We start from the raw sequence: 22,317 nt of genomic DNA on the forward strand, positions 1-22,317 counted from the left end.
TCAGCCTGCGGAGGTAAGTCACCGATCGGGGTCATCCCGGGGATGTAGGGCCTGCATCCGGGGAGTGATGCGCGGGCCGTGCGCGCTCTGACACAGTGACGGGGTGTGGGAGCTGGTGGTGGCCGTCGTCGCCTGCCTCGTCGCCGGATTCCTGGCGGCCCGGCTGGTGGTGGCACGACGCGCGTACACCCGCGCGATGGAGGAACGCGGCTGGCTGCTGGAACGCGAACGCGAGTCGGCCGCCCGTGCCGCCGTCGACGCCGAACGTGCCCGGATCGCGCGCGAGCTGCACGACATCGTGAGCCACAACGTGAGCGTGATGGTGGTGCAGGCCGGTGCCGCACGCCGGGTGCTGTCGTCCGGCGACGAGGCGACCGACGCGTTGCTGGCCGTCGAGAGCGCGGGCCGCGACACGATGACCGAGCTGCGGCACATGCTGGGCCTGCTCGCGCCGTCCGGTGACAGCGACGATCTCCTGGCGCCGCAACCAGGTCTGAGCAGACTGGGGTCTCTGGTGGACAGGATGTGCTTCGCCGGGCTGCCGGTGGAGGTCCGGGTGTCGGGCGAGCCGCGCCCGTTGCCGTCGGGCGTCGACCTGACGGCGTACCGGATCGTGCAGGAGGCGTTGACCAACGCGCTGAAGCACGGCGACGGCCGCCAGGCCGAGGTGACCGTCCGCTACGCCGACCACGCACTGCGCATCGAGGTCCTGAACTCGGGCCCCAGCGCACTGTCCGGCACCCCGGTGTCCACTGAGGACGGCCACGGCCGCGGCCTGCTGGGCCTGCGCGAACGCGTCGCGGTCCTCGGCGGCGACCTGGACGCGCGCCGCCGCCTCGGAGGCGGGTTCCGGGTCCGCGCCAAGATCCCGATCGAGCGTCCGTGACCGCCCCGCGCGTGGTGATCGCGGACGACCAGGCGTTCGTGCGCGTCGGCTTCCGGATGATCCTGAAGTCGGGCGGCATCGACGTGGTCGGCGAGGCGGCGGACGGCGCCGAGGCGGTCTCGGTCGTCCGGGACGTGCGGCCCGACGTAGTGCTGATGGACATCCGCATGCCGACCATGGACGGCCTGGAGGCGACGAGGCGGATCGTCGGCTCGTCGGCCGCCTGCCGGGTGCTGATGCTGACGACGTTCGACCTGGACCGCTACGTCTACGACGCCCTCGCCGCGGGAGCCAGCGGCTTCCTGCTGAAGGACGTCACACCGGAGCACCTGGTGGCGGCCGTGCGCCTGATCGAGACGGGCGACGCCCTGCTCGCGCCGTCGATCACCCGCCGCCTCGTGGAGCGGTTCGCGTCCGGCGCGGCGCCTGCGGTGCACGGGGACCTGACGGCGTTGACGCCGCGCGAGCGCGAGGTGCTCACCCTGGTCGGCGGCGGCCGGTCCAACACCGAGATCGCCGGGCTGCTGACGTTGAGCGAGGCGACGGTGAAGACGCACGTCGCCCGCATCTTCGCGAAGCTCGGGCTGCGGGACCGCGCGCAGGCCGTCGTCCTCGCCTACGAGACGGGCCTGGTGACGCCTGGCGCGTGACGTCCGTGCCGAGCCTGCACCCGTCCGGTCACCGAAGTGGACCCAAGGATCCATTGGAAACCGGTCCACCTCTTGTACCGGTCTTTTCCCGAGCCGGGACCGGTACCGGCCAAGCGCTGTACCGTTCTCCCAGCACAACACCCCAGCACCGATCCAGCTCGATGACATCGATGTCGTCCCCGCTCATTCCTGTCTCGTTTGTCTTGTTGACCATTCGTGTTACGAGCCTGAAGCTTCCTGGCAACGTTGTCAGGACAGGGATCGGAGCACGGCATGGCGGAGGACTTCGGCAGCGGTGTGTCGCGGCGGCAGGCGTTGACCATGGGTGGCGGGCTGCTCGCCGGGTTCGGGTTGAGCACCCTGCTGCCGGGGACCACGTCGGCCGCGCCCCAGCAGGCCGCGGCGCAACCGAAGACGATCGACCTCGCGCTGTTCCGGCCCGTGTCGGTGTCCTCGACGGACTACGCGGCGACGCCCGCCGAGTTCGCGGTGGACGGGCTCGCGCAGGTCGGCGTGCAGGGGTCGGGGTGGCGGGCCGGGCAGGGCGACGGCCAGTGGATGATCGTGGACCTGCAGGGCCGGTGCGAGATCGGCTCGATCGTGCTGACGTTCGAGGCCAAGCCCGGTGACGGCCCGTTCGACGCCAACGGCTCGCGCGCCGACACCATCGGCACCGAGATCCTGTCCAGCTACGCGGTGGCGTTCGACCTCGACGTCTCCGACGACGGCCGGGTGTGGCGGACGGTGCACCACACGGAGTCCGGTACGGGCGGAGCGATCACGATCCCGTTCACGCCGAACGTGAAGGCACGCTGGGTGCGGTTCTCGGCGACCCGCAGATCGACGACGAACCCGTTGGGGCTCAACGGCTTGCAGGTCTACGGCACGAGCCGCGACAACCGGCCCGCGGTCAAGGGCTGGACCAACTGGCCCGTCAAGGACCACCCGAAGCCCGCGTTGACGGTGGCGGCGGACGGGTCGGTGCCGCTCGAGTCCGGCTGGGTGCTGACGATGCAGGACTTCGCACCCGGCAAGGACGGCGCGGCGCTCTCGGCTCCCGACGTCGACACGCGCGGCTGGGTGCCGGCGACCGTGCCCGGCACGGTGCTGGCGTCGCTGGTCGAGCAGGGCCACCTGCCGGACCCGGTGTACGGCATGAACAACCTCAAGATCCCCGAGGCCCTCTCCCGGCACACCTGGTGGTACCGGCGGTCGTTCGGGCTGCCGCGCGGCCTCGACACCGGTGCGGGCCGGCACGTGTGGCTCGAGTTCGACGGCATCAACCACGAGGCCGAGATCTGGCTCAACGGAGCCAAGATCGGCGCGGTCAGCAACCCGTTCGGCCGGGCCGCGCTGGACGTGACGCCGACGTTGCGCCGCTCCGGTGAGCAGAACATCGCCGTGAAGATCACGCCGATGCCGTTCCCCGGCAGCCCTGGCGACAAGGGGCCGCGCGGTGAGGCGTGGGTCGGCGCGAACAGCACGATGTTCAAGAACTCCCCCACCTACCTCGCCGTGTCGGGCTGGGACTGGATGCCCGCCGTTCGCGACCGCGCGTCGGGCATCTGGAACCACGTGCGGCTGCGCTCGACCGGTGCCGTGGTCGTCGGCGACCCGCGCATCGACACCGTGCTGCCGGACAAGACGACGGCCGAGGTCACGTTCACCGTGCCGGTCCGCAACGTCGAGGCGTCCGCGAAGAACGTCACCGTCACGGCCGAGTTCGACGGCGTCAAGGTGAGCAGCCCCGTCAGCGTCGCGGCGAACTCCACGCAGGACGTCGTGTTCTCGCCGAAGACGCACTCCCAGCTGCGGATCAAGAACCCGAAGCTGTGGTGGCCCAACGGCTACGGCGACCCGACGCTGCACGATCTGACGCTCACCGCGTCGATCGGCAACGCCGTCAGCGACCGCAAGAAGCGCAAGTTCGGCATCCGCCAGGTCACCTACCAGTACGACCTGCCGATCACGATCGTCGACGGCGCGGCCGACCAGCTCGTCGAGTTCCCGTACCAGCAGGCGCGGTACGTGCGGATGCAGGGCGGGCGGCGGGCCACGAGCTGGGGCTTCTCGATCTTCACGATGTCCGTGTCGGACAGCAAGACCCCGGACACCGACCTGGCGCGCGGCAAGACGGCCACCGCGTCGTCCGCCTCCGACTGGACCTCACCGGGGGCCGTGACCGACGGCGACCCGAAGTCGCGCTGGACGTCGAACTACAACGACAACGAGTGGGTGCAGGTCGACCTCGGCGCGGTGACCTCGTTCGACCGCGTGGTGGTGCGCTGGGAGACGGCGTACGCGGCCACCTACAAGATCCAGGTGTCGCAGGACGGCGACACCTGGACCGACGTCGCGGAGAAGGACAACTCCCCCAAGCCGCTGATCATCCTGGTCAACGGCGTGAAGATCTTCGCCCGCGGCGGCAGCTGGGGCTGGGACGAACTGCTGCGCCGCATGCCCGCCTCCCGCGCGGACGCGGCCGTGGCGCTGCACAAGGACATGAACTTCACCGTCATCCGCAACTGGGTCGGCTCGTCCTACCGCGACGAGCTCTTCGACGCGTGCGACAAGTACGGAATCCTGCTGTGGAACGAGTTCTGGCTCGGCTGGTCCGCCGATCCGGCCAACCACGAGCAGTTCTTCGCGCAGGCAAAGGACACCGTGCTGCGGTACCGTTCGCACGCCTGCTGCGTGGTGTGGTTCGGCTGCAACGAGGGCAGCCCGCCCTCCGCCGTGGACAAGGTCCTGCGGGAGATCGTCCACACCAACACCGACCTGATGTACCAGCCGAACTCGGCCAGCGGCGTGATCACCGGCGACGGCACGTACCGCTGGGTCGACCCGCGCACGTACGGCACCGGCGAGGCCACCGGCGGCAAGTTCGGGTTCTGGAGCGAGATCGGCCTGCCGACCGTCTCCACGGTCGAGAGCATGCGCAACCTCGTAGGCCAGGGCAACCCGGGCTGGCCGATCGGCGACGCCTGGTACATGCACGACTGGTCGGAGAACAGCAACCAGCAGCCCAAGGGCTACCAGGCCGCCATCGACGCCCGCCTAGCGCCGTCGAGCAGCCTGGAGGAGTTCTGCCGCAAGGCGCAGTTCGTCAACTACGAGAACATGCGCGCGATCTTCGAGGCGTGGAACGCCCGGCTGTGGAACGACGCGACCGGCGTGCTGCTGTGGATGTCGCACCCGGCGTGGCACTCGACGGTCTGGCAGACCTACGACTACGACATGGACGTCAACGGCAGCTTCTACGGTTCCCGCAAGGGATGCGAGCAGCGGCACGTGCAGGCGAACCTGACCACGTGGCAGGTCACCGCCGTCAACCACACCGCGTCGCATCTTGTGGGCGTGACGGTGCGAGCGCAGCTGTTCGGCCTGGACGGCAAGGCTCTCGGGCAGGCCCAGGAGCAGAAGCTCGACGTGAACGCGACCACGGCGACCACCCTGTTCACCGTGCCGTTCGCGGACTCGTTGCCCGCGTTCCACCTGCTGCGGTTGACTCTCGCGGACGCTCAGGGCAAGCAGATCTCCGAGAACACCTACTGGCGGTACCGCACGCCGGAGTCGATGCACGCGCTCAACCAGGTGGCGTACACGACGCTGACCACGACGTTGAGCTCGACGAAGGACGGCTACACCGCGGTGGTGCGCAACACCGGCAAGACGGTGGCGTCGATGGTCCGGCTGTCGCTGCGCGAGCGCAACGGCACCGACCGCGTGCTGCCGACCCTGTACAGCGACAACTACTTCTGGTTGCTGCCAGGGGAAACCCGGACCGTCACGATCGACCCGCAGCGCGACGTCACCCGTCCCCGCCTGCTGGTCGAGGCGTACAACTCGGCTCCGAAGCTGAGCTGAGGTCCTCCCGACCTGGGTGCCGCCGTGCCGACCACAGCGTCAGTGCGGCGGCGCCCAGCCCCACGATCAATGACGTCCAGATGTTGAGGCGCAGCCCCAGAATCGTGTTGGCGTCGTCGATCCGCAGTGCCTCGATCCACAGCCTGCCCAGCGTGTAGAGCGCCACGTACACCCCGAACGCCCGGCCGTGGCCGAGCCGGAACCTCCGGTCGGCCCAGATCACGACGGCCGCGACACCGAAGGTCCACAGCAGTTCGTAGAGGAACGCCGGGTGGAACGTGCCGAGCACGACCGGTAGCCCGTCGGCGCCGATCACGCCTTGCCGGCGTCCTGGTCCCACTCGTGGATGGTGAGCGCCCACGGCAGGTCCGTCGGACCGCCGTAGACCTCGTTGTCGAACCAGTTGCCGAGCCGGCCGATCCCTTGAGCGATCGCGCCCCACACGCCCATGCCGCCTTCCCAGATGTACGGGGCCCTGAGCGGGTCGCCGTCCGGGCCGAAGCAGGGGTGCCAGGACGTGGCAACGTGCTGCAGCCGCGCCAACGATGCCGAACGGCACACCCCAGGTCGCGATCTGGTTGATGACCCCGTGTTTCCGCCGCACTGCACGTACTGGCGTTCGGTCAGCCAGGCCGCGACGAGGACGTCCGCGATGATGCAGAACACGTAGGCGCGGATCGAGGTGCCACACACACCTGGGTCGGACTGAGAATGGCGGCGAGGAGCAATTCGGCAGGCTAGTTGTAGCGGGCCCTGTGCACCGGCGTTTCCGGTGCACAGCGCCCTCAGTTGATCAGATCGCGCCGCCGACGATCGGCAGCACCACCTTGCTGACACCCAGCGACACGTTCAGCGCGATGCCGCTCGCCCCGGTGTCGGTCGCGATGTACCCGCTGTGGTTGGTGACGAGCACGATGCCGATCCGGTGCCCGGCCGGGATCATCGCGTCCCGCGCGTGCAGCTTCCAGGTGACGTCCACGGTGGTTCCGTTGGTGGGCAACGGAGTCGCGGTCTCCAGCGACGACCTGTTCTTGGCGTCGATGGCCCCCTTCGTCAGCATCGTCGCTGACACCGCCTGGATCGAGACCTCCGGCGGCTTGGCGCAGCCGGTGCGGTCCCGCAGGTCGTTCTTGGCGCACGTCTCGGTGGAGAGTTGCAGCGGGCTGCGTTCGCTCAGCACCGCCTGGCTGGTCGGACCGTAGTCCACCAGCAACGCCGTGAGCGGCGTCGACGCCCGGTTCGAGGCGATCCGCGCGGTTACCCGGACCTCGCCTGACAGCCGCGCGTCCTTGGTGAGAGGTGCCGTCACGTAGGCGAGTCGGCGCGAGTCGGCGTTCTCCGGGTTGGCCATCATGAGCGACTCGCTGAGGTTCGCGTTGTCCCCCAGGCGTTGCGTGCCGCTGGTGACCGGGGACGTCGTGAGGGAGCCGGACATGCCGTTCGCCGCCGGACCGAAGTACAACGTGGTGTCCTGCGTGTTCGGCCGCGGCCAGCTCGCCGCCTGCTCCCAGCTGCCGTCGGGCTTCTGCACGTCGGCCATGGGCTCGCTCATGATCCCGTTGTTCGCGCCCTTGAGCCAGTGATCCATCCACAGCCCCATGACGCGCTGCCACTCGGCCTGCCGGAACGAGATCGGGTCGAGGTGACCGCCGCGGTGCAGCCAGATCTTGCGCGGCACGTTGCGGTCCTGGAGTTCCTTCCACCAGCGACCGAACTGGGACGGCTTGACGTTCCAGTCCGCCTGCCCGTGCACCACGAACACCGAGGCGGTCGTATTCTGCGCGCCCGGCCGGTAGTCACGCGCCTTCCAGAACTGCGTGTAGTCCCACGACTCGTCGCCGTCCTGGGCCGTCAGCCTGTCGAAGACCGGCTTGCACTTGGCCTTTTGGGCTGAGCTGACCACGTAGTTGGCGAGGAACGTCGGGTAGTTCGACTCCCAGCCCTTGTAGCCGATCCCCTGGTCCCGGGCGTACTCGTACCAGCTGGAGATCGCGGCGATCGGGACGATCGTCTTGACGCCGGGGATGTTGGCTGCCGCGGCGGCGTTCGGGAGCGTTCCGTTGTAGGAGACGCCGAGCATGCCGACGTTGCCGGTGCTCCAGGTGGCCTTGGCCTCGCTGCCGTTGGCGTAGAACGCCTTGGCCCTGCCGTTCAGCCAGTCGACCACGGCCCTGACGCTCGCGGTGTCCTCCGGGCCGCCGGTGGTGGGGCAGCCGGTGGAGCGGGAGGTGCCTTGCATCTCCATTTCGACGACGGCGTAGCCGCGCGGGACGAAGTACTCGTCGTACCAGCGGCCGAAGCCTCTCGGGACGTTCGTGGAGGTGGCGGCCGCCGCGCCCAGGCCGTAGTAGGGGCTGGCCTCCATGACGATCGGGACTCGTTCGGCGGTGTCCGGGCGCATCACGTCTGCGGCGATGCGGTCCAGTTTGCCGTCGGCGTCACTGTCGATTGTGGATTCTACGTAGACCGTTTCGGTGATGGCGGCTGGTGCGGCTTGGGCGGTGTGGACAGGGGTGTAGACGGTCGCTGCCGTTAGCAGGGTGGCCGCGACCAGGTAGGCCTTTCGCATGGTTCCTCCGTTGGAGGGCCCTGTTCAGCTGCAGGGGGTTGGGGCCCTCACTTCGGATCTCACCGGGTTTTGGGTGGGTGGCGGTACGGCCGAAAGATCTATTTTGGTGCGGGTCGGCTTTGCGGTTGTGTTCCGGTTCCAGCGGGGTTGGTTGCGTTCTGTTGGTTGGGCTGCGGTTGCGAGGGTGGGCGCGCGGGTCGTGACGAATGAGCGGGGTTGCGATTGGGGCTTGACCTTGAGCCTCTAGCTGGATGCTGATCGGCCTCAAAAGCCGGGGTTGAAAGCGCCCCGGCCGGTCTGAAATGTTGGCATCCAGCCCCTCAAGGTCAAGCCCCAATCGCCATGAGCGGGGTTTACCGCTTCCCAACCTGGTAGCAGCCCGTTCGGGCTCGCTTCGCTTCGCCACGCCAGGATTCGTAGGTGGTTGGCGTGCGTTGGTGGCCGCCGGTTGCGAACGCGCGCCGGGCCTAGACGGCGGTCACCTTGCGTTCGCGAGTGCGGTTGCGTGCTTGCGCGCGCCTGGCTAAGGCGGTGGTTGGGTTGCGTTCGCGACTGCGGTTGCGTGGAACGACGCAGGGGCCCCATCGCTGGGACCCCTGCGTCAGCTTGCTGTCGGACCTGTCGTGGTCAGGCCGCGACCAGTTCCTTCTTGCTGTCCGGGGTCTTGACCTTCGGCTTCTTGTTCGGCAGCGACAGGCGGAACACCTTGCGCCACGCCGAGAACACCTGCTTCGGCAGCGGGCCGGTGACGTACTCCAGCTCGTACTTCTCGAAGAGCGCGCGGACCTTGACGGCGACCTCGGCGTAGCGGTTGCTCGGCAGGTCCGGGAACAGGTGGTGCTCGATCTGGTGCGACAGGTTGCCGGTCATGAAGTGCATGGCCTTGCTGCCGCTGATGTTCGCCGAGCCCATCATCTGGCGCAGGTACCACTGGCCGCGCGTCTCGCCCTTGATCGAGCGGCGCTCGAAGACCTGGACGCCCTCCGGGAAGTGGCCGCACATGATGACCGAGTGGGACCAGAGGTTGCGGATCAGGTTCGCGGTGAAGGTCGCCGCGAGGGTCGTGAGGAACGACGGGCCCGAGAGGAGCGGGTGGATCACGTAGTCCTTGAGAACCTGCTTGCGGATCTTGCGGCCCACTGCGCGAGCGCGGGCGCGGAACTCCGGGTTGTTGCGGCGGCGCTTGTGGAGGTTCTTGCCCAGTTCGAGGTCGTAGGCGGCGATGCCGTACTCGAAGAAGCAGGCGTTGATGAAGTTCCAGACGGGCTGGCCGAGGTGGATCGGGTGCCACTTCTGGTCCTCGTCCACGCGCATGATGCCGTAGCCGAGGTCGTTGTCCTTGCCGATCACGTTCGTGTACGTGTGGTGGAGCTCGTTGTGCGAGTGCTTCCACTGGTCGGCGGGCGAGACGTGGTCCCACTCCCAGGTGGTCGAGTGGATCTTCGGGTCGCGCATCCAGTCCCACTGGCCGTGCAGGATGTTGTGCCCGATCTCCATGTTGTCCATGATCTTCGCGACGGACAGACCGGCCGTGCCGATGATCCACGCCGGCGGGAAGAACGAGAACAGCAGGATGCCCCGGCTCGTCAGCTCCAGCTTGCGCTGGGCGGAGATGACCTTGCGGATGTAGGCGGCGTCCTTCTCACCACGGCTCGCGATGATCTCGTCGCGGATCGCGTCGAGCTCGCGGCCGAGTTCCTCGATCTGCTCTGCGGTGAGGTGCGCGGTGGGGTCGATGGCGGTCATGAAACTCGCTTTCCGGGGACAGTGGCTGGGGAGGGCCACTTCGCGGGGGAGGAAGTGTGTGGTGGGTCAGCGTTCGAGTTCGCAAGGGCCCGCCGCGGCGGACACGCAGGTCTGGACGAGCACGTGGGCGGTGGGGCTGTCCTCGGCCTGGGTGATCTCGCCGGTGCGCAGGTCTCGCACCGCGCCGGACTTCAGCGGCGTCACGCAGCCGAAGCAGATGCCCATGCGGCAGCCGGACGGCATCAGCACGCCCGCTTCCTCGCCGACGTTCAGCAACGGCGTGGCGCCGTCCGCGTCGACCGTCTTGCCGGTCTTGCCGAACGTGACCTCGCCGCCCTCGCCCGCCACGACGACGGTCGGGCGGAAGCGTTCGGTGTGGAGCTTGTCCGCGATGCCGTGCTCGGTCCAGTGTGCCTCGGCGGCGTCGAGCAGGCCGGTTGGGCCGCAGGCCCACGTCTCGCGCTCGGCCCAGTCCGGGACCAGCCTGTGCAGTTCGGCGACGTCGAGCATGCCGTCGGTGTCGGTGTGCAGCTCGACCAGCGTCAGCGACTTGTCCGCGACCAGGTCGTGCAGGTCGTTGCGGAAGATCACGTCTTCCTTGCGCGGCGCGGAGTGCACCATCACGACGTCGGTGAGCTTCGCGTCGCGCAGCATGCCCATCGCGGGCGTGATGCCGCTGCCGGCGGTCAGGTAGAGCACCTTCGCGGGCTTGGCCGCGGGCAGCACGAACTCGCCGGTGGCCTGGTCGAGCTGGATGATCGTGCCGGGCTTGGCGTTGCGGACCAGGTGGTTGCTGACCTTGCCGTCGGGGATGGCCTTCACCGTGATGGTGATGCGGCCGTCGGCGCGGCTCGTCGGCGACGTCACCGAGTACGCACGCCACAGGCGCACGCCGTCGACGTCGATCCCGATGCGGATGTACTGGCCGGCCACGTGACCGCGCCAGCCCTTGCCGGGCCGGATCACGATGGTCGCGGCGTCGGCTGTCTCGCGGTGCACCGCTTCGATGCGACCGCGCAGGTCAGCGCCCGCTCGGAGGGGGCTGACCAGGTCGAGGTAGTCGGACGGCAGCAGTGGCGTCGTGACCAGCTCAAGCAGTTTCCACGCCCTGCTGCGGAGGGCGGCACTCGTCATGACTCCAGCTTGATGCGCCCCAGGGCGTAAAGTCCTGTCCGTAGGACGTGAATCTGCCGGGCCGGATTGTTCGCAGGGAACAAATCGTGACGCACGCAATGCGGCGAGCCACCGAACTCGCCCTCGATGAGAAAACAGTGACCGCGCTCCGAGCGGTGCTGAAGACGACAGCCGACGAGGTGGTCCGCGCCATCATCGCCGAGGTGCCGAGCTACGCCAACGCACTTTCCGGACGCATGGGTGGCACCATCCGCCGTGCCGTTCGCACGGCGCTCGGACACTACTTGGACTTGGCCGGCGGCACAGGCGGAGGCGGCGACGCATCGGATGCCGCCTATGAGCTCGGCCGAGGCGAAGTCCGCGACGGCCGCTCGATGGACGCCTTGCTGAGCGCCTACCGCGTGGGCGCTCGCGTGGCCTGGCGAGGCCTGGCCGCCGGAGCCGTTCCCGCAGGCCTGCCCGCCGCCGAGGTGGCGAAGTTCGCCGAGCTGACGTTCGCCTACATCGACGAACTCTCCGCCGCCAGCGCCGCCGGCCACGCCGACGAACTGGCCGCCCGAGGCCTCGCCCACGAACGCCACCTCGAACAACTCGCCCGCGACCTCCTGGCCGGCTCCAGCGCCGAGGTGCTGCTCGCCGCCGCCGGCCGCGCCGCGTGGCAACCGCCGTCGACCCTGACCGTGGTGCTGCTGCCCGCGTTCCAGGCGCGGCCCGTCTACCGTCTGCTCGACCCCGGCACTTTGGTGCTCGACGACCTGCCCGACTCCACCGGCGTGCTGCTCGTGCCCGAAGCCGACCGCGCGCATCTCTTGCGCCAGCTCATCGGCCGTACGGCCGTGGTCGGCCCGGCGCGTCCATGGATGCGTGCGTCCGCTTCTTATGCACGGGCTGAACGCGCGCGCTCCTTGTCCCCCGACATCCGCGACACCGAGGAACACCTCGCATCTCTCGTGCTCAGCGCCGACCCGGACGCGTACGCCGACCTGCGGGCGCGCGCGCTCGCACCGTTGCGCGAGCTGCCGGTCGCGACTGCCCGGAAGTTGGAGGAGACGTTGCGGGCCTGGTTGCTGCACCACGGGCGGCGGGAGGAGGTGGCGGCGACTTTGTTCGTGCACCCGCAGACCGTGCGGTACCGGATGCAGCAGCTCCGCGACCTGTTCCCGGACCTGGGGTCGGCGCAGCGGGTGCTGGAGTTGACGCTGGCGGTGGCGCTTCCGACAGCCTCGGACTAGCGAGGCGCTGGGCTGGCGAAGGCACGAGGTCGGTGGCGAGACGGCGGCTTCGCCTTGGTGGTGAGTCGTGGCTGATGCGTGTTCCTGACCTGTCTGCGGCCTTGACCACGGCCCGAGCATTCCTTTTGGTCTGCACTGAAGCAATAGCGAAGCTTGGGGTGGCGCACGTCACGTGCTCGCGAGAACCTCGATCGCGATCTCGACGTCTTGCGGAGTGTGAGAGCCATCCGGGGTGAGCCGGCCGACCTCGACGAGGAGCAGCTCGTGCGCCGTGTCGCACGGGGTGATCGGCGTGCGTTCGAGGAGCTGTACCGGCGGACGTCGCCGTGGTTGACGGTGCGGTTGCGCAGGCGGTGTTCGGACGACCAGGTCGTCGCCGAGGTGCTGCAGGAGACCTATCTCGCGGTGTGGCGGGCGGCTGACGCCTTTGCCGGGGCCGCTGCCGGCGGAAGTGCGGTCGGGTGGTTGTGGACGATCGCGGCGCGGCGGTTGATCGACGCGTTCCGGCGGCGGGCCCATCACGCCTCGCCTCCTGCCACGGCCGCTCCCGAACATTCGACGCCTGGGGCTGAGGAGGCCGTGTTGGACGGGGTCGTCGGGGACGAGGTGGGGGACGCGTTGCGGCGGCTCGCTCCTGAGTTGCGGCAGGTGTTGCAGGCGATGGTGTTGGACGGGTTGTCGGTGCGGGAGACGTCGGTGTTGCTCGGCGTGCCGGAGGGGACCGTCAAGACTCGGGCCCGGCGTGCCCGGATCGCGATGAGGGAGGCATTGGCATGAGCACGAACCACCCGTCCGAGCCGTTGTTGCGGCGGTATGCGCGTGGTGATGCCGACATCGCCGCTGATCAGTTGTGGGCGGTGGAGGCGCACCTGGAGACGTGTGCGCCCTGCCGCGGAAGACTGGCGCCCGAGCCGATCGCCGAGGCCGTGTGGGCTGAGCTCGTGCCTCAGCTCGAACGCACCCCGCAGATGCCCCGATCGAGGCGGCGGTACTGGTGGGTTTCGCCGGCGGCCGGACCGTGGCTTGCGATGATCTTGCTGGTGACCGCGGTGGCCGTGGTGCTGGACCGGGTCGGGTTCGCGGTGGGTGATCGGGTGTCGGTGGTGCTGCTGATCGCACCGGTGTTGCCGGTGCTGGGGGTGGCGGCGTCGTGGAGCCGGGCGCTGGATCCCGCGTACGAGGTGGCTGCCGCCACGCCTCGGGCCGGGTTGCCGCTGGTGTTCCGCAGGACGGCGGCGGTGCTGGGCGTGCTCATCCCCGGCCTGGCCGTTGCGGGCCTCGTCACGGGTGTCGGGTTCGCGCGGTGGTTGCTGCCGTGTCTGGCGTTCACGCTCGGCACGCTCGCGCTCGGCACGCTCATCGGTGTCACGCGGGCGGCCATCACGCTGATCGCGACGTGGGCCGTCGTGATCGTGGCGCCGACGATCGCGTTCACGAGGACGTCCACGGCGTTCGACCCGAAGAGCGCTCCGGTGTGGGCGGCCGTGCTGGCGGTCAGCGTCGTGGTGATCGTGGCGCGCAGGATGACGTTCACACGGCTGGAGGCCACCCGATGACCGCGCCCACCACGTACGCCTGGGAGATCGCGGCCGAGCACCTCAGGGTCAAGGCCGGGAAGAGGATGGCCGTCGACGGCGTCACCCTGAAGATGGGGCGTGGCGTGCATGGGCTCCTGGGGCCCAACGGCGCGGGCAAGACGACGCTCATCCGCACGCTCGCGACCGTCCTCAAACCCACTGCGGGCGAGCTGAACCTGTTGGGTGGCCTGGAATCGCGAGAGCTCCGGAAACGGGTCGGGTACCTGCCGCAGGAGTTCGGGCACTACAAGCGGTTCACGGTCCGGGAGTTCGTCGCGTACGTGGCGTGGCTCAAGGAGATGCGCGACATCCCCGCGGCGACGCAGAGGGCGATCGACCGGGTCGGGCTCGCGGACCGGGCCGACGACAGGATGAAGACGTTGTCAGGCGGCATGATCCGCAGGGTCGGCATCGCGCAGGCGATCGTCAACGACCCGGAGATCCTGCTGCTCGACGAACCGACCGCGGGCCTCGATCCCGCGCAACGGCTCAGGTTCCGCGAGCTGCTCGGCGAAGTCGGCACCGACGCGTGCGTGGTCGTGTCCACGCACCTGGTCGAGGACGTCGCCGCCGCGTGCACCGACGTGGTCCTGCTGTCCCAGGGGAAACTCGTCTTCCAGGGCACACCGGACGACCTCAAGAACCGAGGCGCAGCACAGCATCCCGGCGACAGCCCGATCGAACGCGGCTACAGCGCCGTGCTCGGCCTCCCCCACCGCCCCGGTACGTGGTGACCCAAGTCACAGCATCCGGAGAACCCGCAGGGCCGCACCGCCGTCTAGCCGGGTGAAGCGGAAAACACTTGAGGGAGAACAGGATGCGGGCGATCGAAACCGACACCCTGGTGGTGCGCAAAGGAAAGCGCAACGCGGTGGACGGGCTCAGCCTGAGCCTCGGTCAGGGCGTGCACGGGCTGCTCGGACCGAACGGCGCGGGGAAGACGACGTTGATCCGCACGCTCGCCACCGTGCAGCAGCCGACCAGCGGCACGCTGCAACTGCTCGGCAGCAACGACTTCAAGGCGGTGCGCCGCAAGCTCGGCTATCTGCCCCAGCACTTCGGCTACTACAAGCGGTTCAAGGTGCGGGAGTTCGTGGAGTACCTGGCGTGGCTGAAGGAGATGCCCGCCAAGGAGATCCCGAAGGCCGTCCACAGCGCACTCGACCGCGTCGGTCTGGCAGACCGCGCGGACGACCGCATGAAGTCGTTGTCCGGCGGCATGGTCAGGAGGGTCGGCATCGCGCAGGCCATCGTGAACGACCCGGAACTCCTGCTGCTCGACGAACCCACGGTCGGCCTCGATCCCGCGCAACGGCTCAGGTTCCGCGAACTCGTCGCCGAACTGGGGCAACGGAGTTGCGTGCTGATCTCCACCCACCTGGTCGAGGACGTCGCGGCGGCCTGCACGGACGTCGTGCTCGTGAACGAGGGATCGCTGGTGTTCCAGGGAACTCCGCGCGACCTCACGAACGCCGGCACGGACGCGCACGTCGGCGACAGCCCTATCGAACGCGGCTACTCGGCGTTGATCAGCGCGAACGCCGGAGGTGCCTGGTGACCGGACTGCGCATCGAACTGCGCCGCTCGACCGCGCTCTGGGCAGGCCTGCTGGTCCTGGTGTCCGGCGGCGGAATGCTGTGGCTCATCACGTCGGAGGGCTCGCTCTGGAAGGGCAACTCCACGTCGGCCCTGCTCGAACTCCGCCTGCCGATCGCCTACGTCTGGGCGCTCGTCGTCGGACTGGCCACCCTGCAGGGGATGCGCGACAGCCGGGCGGGCGTCACCGAACTGTTCGCCACCACGGCGAAACCCACCTGGAAGCGGCTCGGCACGCTCGCGGGCTCGGTCGCGGGCGTCGTGGCGGTGGCGACGGCCCTGCTGTGCGCGGGTCTGGTCGCACGGGTCGTGTTCCACGGCGGGTTCGTGTCGATCGGGTTCGTCCCGCTCGCCCTGACCGCGATCCTGGCGCTCGCGTCGAGCACGCTGCTGGGCCTCGCGATCGGCAGGCTGCTGCCGCACCCGCTGACCGTCCCGGTGGCGCTCGTGGCAACGTTCATGGTTGCGACGACAGGGGGCCGGGCGCTCGAAGTCCGCTCCCCCGGCGACGAGATCTCCGCGCTCGCCCTGCTCACCCCCGTCATGAACCCGCCGAGCTCGGACCTCGTGACCACCTCCACGTCGGTCGACCTGGGCCAGCTCGCGTGGTTCACCGGTCTCGGCGCGACGGCGTTCCTGCTGCTCGTGGCGCGTGGCCTGCTCGGCCGCCTCGCCGCGCTGGTCCCGGCCGGCCTGGCGCTGGCCCTCGCGCTGTCGATCATGCCGACCAAGTACTCCGACGTGCTCGTGCCCGACTCCATCGCGAGCAAGCTGGTGTGCGACGACGACGTCTGCGTCGGCCAGGTGCACGCCGACCGCCTCCCGGCCGTCGCCGAGGCGGGCAAGGCGGCGCTGGCCAAGCTCGCCGTGCTGCCCGGCGCACCGAAGGCCGTCCACGAGGACACGTCCGCGATGGCGCATCTCACGGCACCGCAACGAAGCCAGCAGATCGTCTACCTGAAGACCACGGGCTATCCCAGGACGCTCGCGATGTCCGCGGACGAGATCCGCCTCGAACTGCTCTCCGGAGCGGGAGTCGCCTCCTGCGACGCACCAAACTCCTTCAACACCTTCGAAGGAACCGTCCGCTACATCACCGCCGGGTACTTCAACGGCGACCTCGCGAAGCTCGCCTCCGAGCCTCTCATGTGGACGAACGGCCAACTCCGTGGCGAGATCGACCAGACGTGGCAGCGGTTCCGCGCCCAGCCCGCCGGCGAACAGCTGGCCAGGATCACCGAGGTGCGGCGGATGATGCTGGCGTGCGAGGACGCCGAACGCATGGTGGACGTGCTGAAGGCGGGCCGATGAGGCCTCTCACGCTGTACGCCCGCTCCCGCAACATCCCGTCCGCCCTGGTCGTCCTCCCCGTCGTGGTGCTGATCGCGTGGTCCGCGCTGCACTCGCCGTGGACACCGCTGAGCGCGTCGCTGACCTGCCTGGCCGCCGTGCTGGTGGCCACCGTCGGCCTCGCGGGCCAGGACCCGGAACTCGACGCCTCCACCGCTGTGCCCTGGCCGTTCTGGCGGCTGGCGCACCTCCTGCTCGCCACGCTCGCCGCCACCGCGGCGGTACTTCTGGTACAGGAACTGGGATACGAGCCGTCCAGCGCCACGTTCGTCGTGCGCGACACGGCGGGCATGATCGGTCTGGCCGGGCTGGCGGCGACCTTCGCCGGAGCGAGGCTCGCCGCCACCGCCCCGGTGCTGTGGTGGGCGGTGGCGGCGATCATGCGGCCGGGCGAGTCCCTCACGGCCAGGATCGTCTCGTGGCCGCTCGGTTCCCCCGACGACGCCGTGACGACGTGGACGGCCGCGATCCTGTTCGCGGCCGGTGTCACGGCCTACAGCGTCAAAGGCAGCCGTTAAACGAGGGTCTCCAGCGCGATGTAGTCCGCGATCGCCTGCTGTCCGGTGATGTTCGCGTGAACGCCGTCGCCCGTGTCGTAGCGCGGGTTGACGGCGTTCGGCCGGATCGGGTCCTCCAGCACCTGGTCGAAGTCCTGCACCGTCGCGCAGGCGTCCGAGCAGTCGCCGCCGCGCTTCACGAAGTCGTTGACGGCGTGCCGGTCGACGTTGTTCTGGTCGCTGTACCCGGGACGCGGCGTGATCGGCGTGACGTGCACGGCGATCCCGTCCTTGCGCAGCCGCTCGAACACCGCCCGATAGCTCGCCACGATCTCAGCGGCCGTGCAGCCGTTCGCGAGGTCGTTCGTGCCGTAGTAGTAGATGACGTCCGTGACACCGTGCAACGCGAGCACGTCCCGTTCCAGCCGCGTCATCGCGTCCAGCCCGACGAACGGCGCCGGGGTGCGCGGACACACCGCGCTGGTCGTGCCACTGATCCCGGCGTTGGCGACGGCGAACTGAGGGCCGCCGGACGCGACGATCCGGCGGGCCAGCACGTCGGTCCACCGCTTGTTCGTCCCGATCTCGGTGCACCCAGGCCCGCAGTTCGTGCTGCCCACGCCGTCCACCACCGAACTGCCGAACGGCACGACCGTCCCGCGCAGCCGAGGATTCACCACGTCGACCGCGCTGACCACGTACGTCGACTGGACCTTCTCCGTGAAAGCGCCACCCTTGTCGGTGGTCTTGTCCCCCGCGCCCGACGGCGTCAGGTAGTTGTCGCGGAACGCCGACTCGTGCCGTCCGGGCACGACGTCCCCGGCGACGTGCATGCTCACCGCGAGGTCCGCGCCCGGTGTCGACACGAGAGTGGTCCGGTCGCTCCACATCTCGCCACCGGCGGGGATCGTCACCGACCGGCGCCCCTCGAACGTCACGTCCCGCGTCCCGTCCACGGCCGCGCCACCGGCACTCAACGCCACGGTCGTGCGGTCGATCGTCAAGGGCGTCTTACCGAACGTGTTCTGCACCCGGATCCGGACCGCACTACCGCCCTGACTCAGGTGCGTGATCATCCGCATCGACTGGTCGTGCAAGGTCACGGGCGCGAGGTGCTGCTGCGACTGCGCCCACGACGTGAACCACACCGGACGGTCGGCTTCGGCAACGGGCGTGAGCAGGGCACCAACGGCGAGCACGGTCGACACGAGCGCAGGAGTTCTCATGCCGAGGTTCTTACCGCCTCGTGACGAAGAGGTCACGTCTCGTAATCGCTCGATAAGGTCAGTTGACGAGCCCGCGCCGATACGCATAAACGACCGCCTGCACCCGATCCCGCAGGTCGAGCTTGGTCAGGATGCGCGACACGTAGGTCTTCACCGTCTCCTGGCTGATCACCAGCGCCGCCGCGATCTCGCTGTTCGACAGGCCCTCCGCGATCAGCCGCAACACCTCCAGCTCCCGGGGCGCGAGCTGCGACTCCGCGACCTCCTCGGCGGGCCGGATGCGCGCCGCGAACCGCCCGACGAGCTGCCGCGTCACCTCGGGCGCCAGCAACGCGGCACCGCTCGCGACCGTCCGGATGCCGTGCAGCAACTGGGCCGGCGGCGCGTCCTTCAACAGGAACCCGCTCGCCCCGGCCCGCAACGCCTCGTAGACGTACTCGTCCAGGTTGAAGGTCGTGACCACGAGAACCTTGATCGGGTCGGGCACGCCGGCGCCCGCCAGCAACCGGGTCGCCCCGATGCCGTCGAGCACCGGCATCCGCACGTCCATCACGACCACGTCGGGCCGCAGCCGCCCGGCGAGGTCCACCGCCGCGCGCCCGTCCCCGCACTCGGCCACCACCTCCAGGTCGGGCTGGGCGTCGATGATCGTCGCGAACCCCGTGCGGATGAGCGCCTGGTCGTCGCACACGAGCACGCGCACCGGTGCGGTCACGCCGGGTTCCCCGCCGGGATCCGGGCCTTCACCACGAACCCTCCGCCGCTCCGGCCCGCCGAGAACTCGCCGCCGAGCACGTCCACGCGCTCACGCAGCCCGGCCAACCCGCGACCGCTGCCCCCGACCGGACTGGACGACGCGGCGCCCTCCGTGCCGACCTCCACCGTGATGTCCCTTTCGCCGTACCGCACGTACACGTTCGTCGCGTTGCCGTGCGCGTACTTCAGCGCGTTCGTCAACGCCTCCTGCACCACCCGGTACGCCACGGCCTCGGCACTGCCCGCGTCGCCGGTCGCCTCGCCCTCCTCGGCGAACTCGACCGGCTGCCCGGCCAGGCGGGTCTGCTCGACCAGCATCCGCAGGTCGCCGACCTGTTCGGGGCTGTGGTCGGGGTTCAGCAGGTCGAGCAGGTGCCGCAGGTCCGTGAGCGAGCGCCGCCCGGTGTCGGTGATCGCCTGGAGCGTCTGGTCCAGTTTTTCCGGTGCCGCGGACAAGTAGCGTGCCGCCTCCGCCTGCACGACCATCGCCGTGACGTGGTGCGTCACGACGTCGTGCAGTTCGCGGGCGATCAATGTCCGTTCGGCGACGCGGGTGGCCACCGCGACGTGCTGCCGTCGTTCGGCCTCGGCACTGCGCGAGAGCCGCAGCCACGCCCCGATCGCCCACGCCGCCGCCAGCGCCAGGTAGAAGGTGACGAACCCGGCCACGCCCTCGGTGGACCCGCTGAGGTCCAGCGCCACCGCCAGCCCCAGGTAGGCCGCGGAGGCCGCGATCACCACCGCGCGCCGGTCGCGGTCCAGGTGCAGTCCCGCGCTGATCAACGCGATCGGCAACGCCGTCCCCGCCACGGTGTGATAGCCGCGCAGCTGGTCGACGACGAACGCCGCGGACACCAGTGCGAGCACCACGAGGGGCCACTTGCGGCGGAACACCAGCGGCAGGGCCTCGACCGCGATCACCAGGATCGCCAGCCAGTCGAACGGCCGGGTCGGCAGCTCCCCGAGCTGGGTTCCCTTGCTGTGCAACGCGGGGATCAGCGATCCGACGACGAGCGCCAGCGCGATCGGCGCGTCCTGGACGCGGACGTCCAAGGCGCGCCAACGCTCGAGGCTGATCACGCGCCGAGGGTAGCGGCCGGGGCGGTGCGGCCACCGCGGGGCACGAGGTTGCCCCGGCGCTTCGCGAGCCACAGGAACACCACGGTCACCGCGACGCCGACCCCCACCGAGTAGATGCTGGCCTCGGGCCCGAACGCGCCACCGGTCACGATCGACGGACCGGACGTGACGCCGTCCAGCAGCCCCTGCGGCGCGTCCTGCCCGGACACGCTCGTGCTGAAGATGCCGCCCTGCGCGTAGTTCCAGGCGAAGTGCACCCCGATCGGCACCCACAGGTTGCGAGTCGCGGCGTACGCGGCGGCCAGCATGAACCCGGCTTCGACTGCAATGGCGAGCGACGTCCAGAGCGTCGCGTTGGCGTTGAAGAAGTGCGCGAACCCGAACAGCACACCGCTCAGCGTCAACGAGATCCACGTGCCGAAGCGTTGTTCCACCAACCGGAACAACAGGCCGCGGAACATCAACTCCTCGGTCACCGCGACCGCCGCCATGAACCCGAAGATCGCCAGCGCACCCGTGACCGACCCGAGTCCGCGCACCTCGTACCCGCCGAGGAACGCGATGTTGACGATCACCGCCACGAACATCAGCAACCCGATCAGCACGCCCCGGCTCAACGCCCCAGGCGCGGTCGCCCACGCCACCTCGGTGGGTTCGCGGTTCTCGGTCTTCCGCACGATCCAGCCGTACGCGACCACCGCCAGCACGGCCGCCAGCAGGCCGACGACCAGCGTCAACGGCCAGTTCCAGCCAAGCGCCTGCACCCCGGTGCCGGCCACCCAGGACACCGCCACCACCACGACGATCTGCAACAGAATTCGCATGGCCGAAACGCTAGGGATCACGCCGCTCCGGCACGTCCCCGCGCGGTGGACACCTGCGTGTAGCTCGCACGGGGGACACGGCGTTGATAGGCGCGAGCTCTCACCGTCCCACCCGTGGTGACCACGCCACCCAAACCTCCCGCGCCCTGAGATCCACCCCACTATCGGGTTACTTGAGCATTACCATTCCTTTACCTATGCTGTCCGGCGAGGGGAGTACTTCCCAAGCGCCTGCCCGGTCAGTACGGACGTCCCCAGCGGTGTCCCCGGGAGGCCGCCCCACCAGGGGTGAAGGAGACCTCGAACGATCTTGTTCGAGGAGGTCCCTGCCCGTGCACTCCGTGGCATCCCCCGCTCTGTGGTTCATCAGCATCGCGGTGCTGCTCGGCCTGCTGGTCGTCGACTTCCTGGTCACCCGGCGCCCGCACGAGGTGTCGATCAAGGAAGCGGCCGGCTGGTCGATCTTCTACCTGGCGTTGCCGTTCGTGTTCGGCCTCTGGCTCTGGTACGAGTTCGGCAGCGGCCAGTCGCTGGAGTTCATCACCGGGTTCGTGGTGGAGAAGTCCCTCTCCGTCGACAACCTGTTCGTGTTCATGCTGCTGCTCGCGGCGTTCAGCGTCCCCAGCGAGATCCAGCAACGCGTGCTGCTCTACGGCATCGTCGGCGCTCTAGTGCTGCGCGGCATCTTCATCGCAGCCGGTGCGGCGATGCTGTCGGCGGGCACCTGGGCGTTCCTGGTGTTCGGCCTGGTACTGCTCGCGTCGGCGGTGAAGATCCTGCACGCCGCGCTGGCAGGCGAACCCGAGGCCAAGGACACGTCGAAGATGCGGTCCGTGCGGTTGCTGCGCAGGCTGATGCCGGTCACCGACGACTACCGCGGCACGAAGATGATCGTCCGCGAGCAGGGCCGCCGCGCCCTCACCCCGCTCGCCATCGTCGTGGTGGCGATCTTCGCGACCGACGTCGTGTTCGCGATCGACTCGGTGCCCGCCGTCTACGGCATCACCGAGGACCCGTACCTGGTCTTCACCACCAACGCGTTCGCGCTGCTCGGCCTGCGTGCCCTGTATTTCGTGCTGCACTCGGCGCTGGCCAAGCTCGTGCACCTCAACCACGGCCTCGCGCTCATCCTGGCGTTCATCGGCGTGAAGCTGGTGCTGCACTGGGCGCACGACGTGTGGCCGTCCGTCCCGACGATCCCGACGCCCGTGTCGCTGGCCGTCATCGTGGCCACGCTGGGGGTCGTCACCCTCACCAGCCTCCGTGCCAACCGCAAGGAACCAGCCAGTTTGGACTGATCGCCATGGCCACCGCGCGCCTGCTCGAT

At 69.3% G+C, this 22,317-nt stretch carries 20 protein-coding genes; 11 read left to right on the forward strand and 9 right to left on the reverse strand.

Annotation, left to right across the window (positions count from 1 at the left end; all coding sequences use genetic code 11):
* Window positions 1–103 precede the first annotated feature (103 nt).
* The 3 genes from JNUCC0626_RS12155 (at window position 104) to JNUCC0626_RS12165 (ending at window position 5,403) form a co-directional block, all read left to right on the forward strand.
* A complete protein-coding gene (locus JNUCC0626_RS12155) occupies window positions 104–886 on the forward strand; it encodes a sensor histidine kinase (protein ID WP_394619816.1) in 783 nt (260 codons plus the stop codon).
* Window positions 883–1,536, forward strand: a complete 654-nt coding sequence (locus JNUCC0626_RS12160; RefSeq protein ID WP_394619817.1) for a response regulator — start codon at window positions 883–885, stop codon at window positions 1,534–1,536. Before JNUCC0626_RS12155 ends, JNUCC0626_RS12160 begins: the two co-directional genes overlap by 4 nt.
* 273 nt (window positions 1,537–1,809) lie before the next feature.
* Window positions 1,810–5,403: a discoidin domain-containing protein gene (locus JNUCC0626_RS12165; RefSeq protein WP_394619818.1), complete on the forward strand. Its 3,594-nt coding sequence runs from the start codon at window positions 1,810–1,812 to the stop codon at window positions 5,401–5,403.
* Here the strand turns inward: JNUCC0626_RS12165 and JNUCC0626_RS12170 are convergent.
* The 5 genes from JNUCC0626_RS12170 to JNUCC0626_RS12190 form a co-directional block, all read right to left on the reverse strand.
* The gene (locus JNUCC0626_RS12170) at window positions 5,348–5,743 is read right to left on the reverse strand and encodes a prolipoprotein diacylglyceryl transferase family protein (RefSeq protein WP_394619819.1); all 396 of its coding nucleotides are present in this window, start codon (window positions 5,741–5,743) and stop codon (window positions 5,348–5,350) included. The two genes, JNUCC0626_RS12165 and JNUCC0626_RS12170, sit on opposite strands and share 56 nt — an antisense overlap.
* A complete protein-coding gene (locus JNUCC0626_RS12175) occupies window positions 5,716–6,096 on the reverse strand; it encodes a prolipoprotein diacylglyceryl transferase family protein (protein ID WP_394619820.1) in 381 nt (126 codons plus the stop codon). Before JNUCC0626_RS12175 ends, JNUCC0626_RS12170 begins: the two co-directional genes overlap by 28 nt.
* Before the next feature lie 100 nt (window positions 6,097–6,196).
* Window positions 6,197–7,972: a CocE/NonD family hydrolase gene (locus tag JNUCC0626_RS12180; protein WP_394619821.1), complete on the reverse strand. Its 1,776-nt coding sequence runs from the start codon at window positions 7,970–7,972 to the stop codon at window positions 6,197–6,199.
* A 627-nt stretch (window positions 7,973–8,599) separates the two neighbouring features.
* On the reverse strand, window positions 8,600–9,718 hold the full coding sequence (locus tag JNUCC0626_RS12185) for a fatty acid desaturase family protein (RefSeq protein ID WP_394619822.1): 1,119 nt from the start codon (window positions 9,716–9,718) through the stop codon (window positions 8,600–8,602).
* A 66-nt stretch (window positions 9,719–9,784) separates the two neighbouring features.
* Window positions 9,785–10,852, reverse strand: coding sequence for a ferredoxin reductase (locus JNUCC0626_RS12190; RefSeq protein ID WP_394619823.1), 1,068 nt, complete (start codon window positions 10,850–10,852; stop codon window positions 9,785–9,787).
* A 137-nt stretch (window positions 10,853–10,989) separates the two neighbouring features.
* Here JNUCC0626_RS12190 and JNUCC0626_RS12195 point away from each other — a divergent pair, with 137 nt between their 5' ends.
* The 7 genes from JNUCC0626_RS12195 (at window position 10,990) to JNUCC0626_RS12225 (ending at window position 17,125) form a co-directional block, all read left to right on the forward strand.
* A complete protein-coding gene (locus tag JNUCC0626_RS12195) occupies window positions 10,990–12,084 on the forward strand; it encodes a PucR family transcriptional regulator (protein WP_394619824.1) in 1,095 nt (364 codons plus the stop codon).
* A gap of 225 nt (window positions 12,085–12,309) precedes the next feature.
* Window positions 12,310–12,861 carry an RNA polymerase sigma factor gene (locus tag JNUCC0626_RS12200; RefSeq protein WP_394622023.1) on the forward strand — a complete coding sequence of 184 codons (552 nt, stop codon included), beginning with the start codon at window positions 12,310–12,312 and terminating at the stop codon, window positions 12,859–12,861.
* A complete protein-coding gene (locus JNUCC0626_RS12205) occupies window positions 12,858–13,640 on the forward strand; it encodes a zf-HC2 domain-containing protein (protein WP_394619825.1) in 783 nt (260 codons plus the stop codon). Before JNUCC0626_RS12200 ends, JNUCC0626_RS12205 begins: the two co-directional genes overlap by 4 nt.
* On the forward strand, window positions 13,637–14,395 hold the full coding sequence (locus JNUCC0626_RS12210; protein WP_394619826.1) for an ABC transporter ATP-binding protein: 759 nt from the start codon (window positions 13,637–13,639) through the stop codon (window positions 14,393–14,395). The genes JNUCC0626_RS12205 and JNUCC0626_RS12210 overlap by 4 nt, the downstream gene beginning before the upstream one ends.
* Window positions 14,396–14,478: 83 nt before the next feature.
* Window positions 14,479–15,219, forward strand: coding sequence for an ABC transporter ATP-binding protein (locus tag JNUCC0626_RS12215; RefSeq protein ID WP_394619827.1), 741 nt, complete (start codon window positions 14,479–14,481; stop codon window positions 15,217–15,219).
* Window positions 15,216–16,568, forward strand: coding sequence for a hypothetical protein (locus JNUCC0626_RS12220; protein WP_394619828.1), 1,353 nt, complete (start codon window positions 15,216–15,218; stop codon window positions 16,566–16,568). The genes JNUCC0626_RS12215 and JNUCC0626_RS12220 overlap by 4 nt, the downstream gene beginning before the upstream one ends.
* Window positions 16,565–17,125, forward strand: coding sequence for a hypothetical protein (locus JNUCC0626_RS12225; protein ID WP_394619829.1), 561 nt, complete (start codon window positions 16,565–16,567; stop codon window positions 17,123–17,125). The genes JNUCC0626_RS12220 and JNUCC0626_RS12225 overlap by 4 nt, the downstream gene beginning before the upstream one ends.
* On the opposite strand, the gene JNUCC0626_RS12230 is transcribed toward JNUCC0626_RS12225, so the two are convergent.
* From JNUCC0626_RS12230 to JNUCC0626_RS12245, 4 genes are read right to left on the reverse strand one after another with little or no spacing between them, the layout of a single operon-like run.
* Window positions 17,122–18,330 carry a GDSL-type esterase/lipase family protein gene (locus JNUCC0626_RS12230; protein ID WP_394619830.1) on the reverse strand — a complete coding sequence of 403 codons (1,209 nt, stop codon included), beginning with the start codon at window positions 18,328–18,330 and terminating at the stop codon, window positions 17,122–17,124. The genes JNUCC0626_RS12225 and JNUCC0626_RS12230 overlap by 4 nt on opposite strands.
* A gap of 58 nt (window positions 18,331–18,388) precedes the next feature.
* Window positions 18,389–19,045, reverse strand: coding sequence for a response regulator (locus tag JNUCC0626_RS12235; RefSeq protein WP_394619831.1), 657 nt, complete (start codon window positions 19,043–19,045; stop codon window positions 18,389–18,391).
* Complete coding sequence (locus JNUCC0626_RS12240; protein WP_394619832.1) at window positions 19,042–20,166, reverse strand: sensor histidine kinase; 1,125 nt, start codon at window positions 20,164–20,166, stop codon at window positions 19,042–19,044. Before JNUCC0626_RS12240 ends, JNUCC0626_RS12235 begins: the two co-directional genes overlap by 4 nt.
* Window positions 20,163–20,990, reverse strand: coding sequence for a CPBP family intramembrane glutamic endopeptidase (locus JNUCC0626_RS12245; protein ID WP_394619833.1), 828 nt, complete (start codon window positions 20,988–20,990; stop codon window positions 20,163–20,165). Before JNUCC0626_RS12245 ends, JNUCC0626_RS12240 begins: the two co-directional genes overlap by 4 nt.
* 332 nt (window positions 20,991–21,322) lie before the next feature.
* Here JNUCC0626_RS12245 and JNUCC0626_RS12250 point away from each other — a divergent pair, with 332 nt between their 5' ends.
* Entirely contained in the window at window positions 21,323–22,288 is a 966-nt protein-coding gene (locus JNUCC0626_RS12250) for a TerC/Alx family metal homeostasis membrane protein (RefSeq protein WP_394619834.1), read from the forward strand.
* Window positions 22,289–22,317: the final 29 nt, after the last annotated feature.

This window comes from Lentzea sp. JNUCC 0626 (assembly GCF_043632865.1).
Classification (GTDB): domain Bacteria; phylum Actinomycetota; class Actinomycetes; order Mycobacteriales; family Pseudonocardiaceae; genus Lentzea.

Excerpts from the sequence above, each read along its gene's own strand:
- JNUCC0626_RS12165 (WP_394619818.1), top strand. The coding sequence starts at position 1,810 with ATGGCGGAGGACTTCGGCAGCGGTGTGTCGCGGCGGCAGGCGTTGACC.
- JNUCC0626_RS12180 (WP_394619821.1), bottom strand. The coding sequence starts at position 7,972 with ATGCGAAAGGCCTACCTGGTCGCGGCCACCCTGCTAACGGCAGCGACC.
- JNUCC0626_RS12185 (WP_394619822.1), bottom strand. The coding sequence starts at position 9,718 with ATGACCGCCATCGACCCCACCGCGCACCTCACCGCAGAGCAGATCGAG.
- JNUCC0626_RS12190 (WP_394619823.1), bottom strand. The coding sequence starts at position 10,852 with ATGACGAGTGCCGCCCTCCGCAGCAGGGCGTGGAAACTGCTTGAGCTG.
- JNUCC0626_RS12205 (WP_394619825.1), top strand. The coding sequence starts at position 12,858 with ATGAGCACGAACCACCCGTCCGAGCCGTTGTTGCGGCGGTATGCGCGT.
- JNUCC0626_RS12210 (WP_394619826.1), top strand. The coding sequence starts at position 13,637 with ATGACCGCGCCCACCACGTACGCCTGGGAGATCGCGGCCGAGCACCTC.
- JNUCC0626_RS12215 (WP_394619827.1), top strand. The coding sequence starts at position 14,479 with ATGCGGGCGATCGAAACCGACACCCTGGTGGTGCGCAAAGGAAAGCGC.
- JNUCC0626_RS12225 (WP_394619829.1), top strand. The coding sequence starts at position 16,565 with ATGAGGCCTCTCACGCTGTACGCCCGCTCCCGCAACATCCCGTCCGCC.
- JNUCC0626_RS12230 (WP_394619830.1), bottom strand. The coding sequence starts at position 18,330 with ATGAGAACTCCTGCGCTCGTGTCGACCGTGCTCGCCGTTGGTGCCCTG.
- JNUCC0626_RS12245 (WP_394619833.1), bottom strand. The coding sequence starts at position 20,990 with ATGCGAATTCTGTTGCAGATCGTCGTGGTGGTGGCGGTGTCCTGGGTG.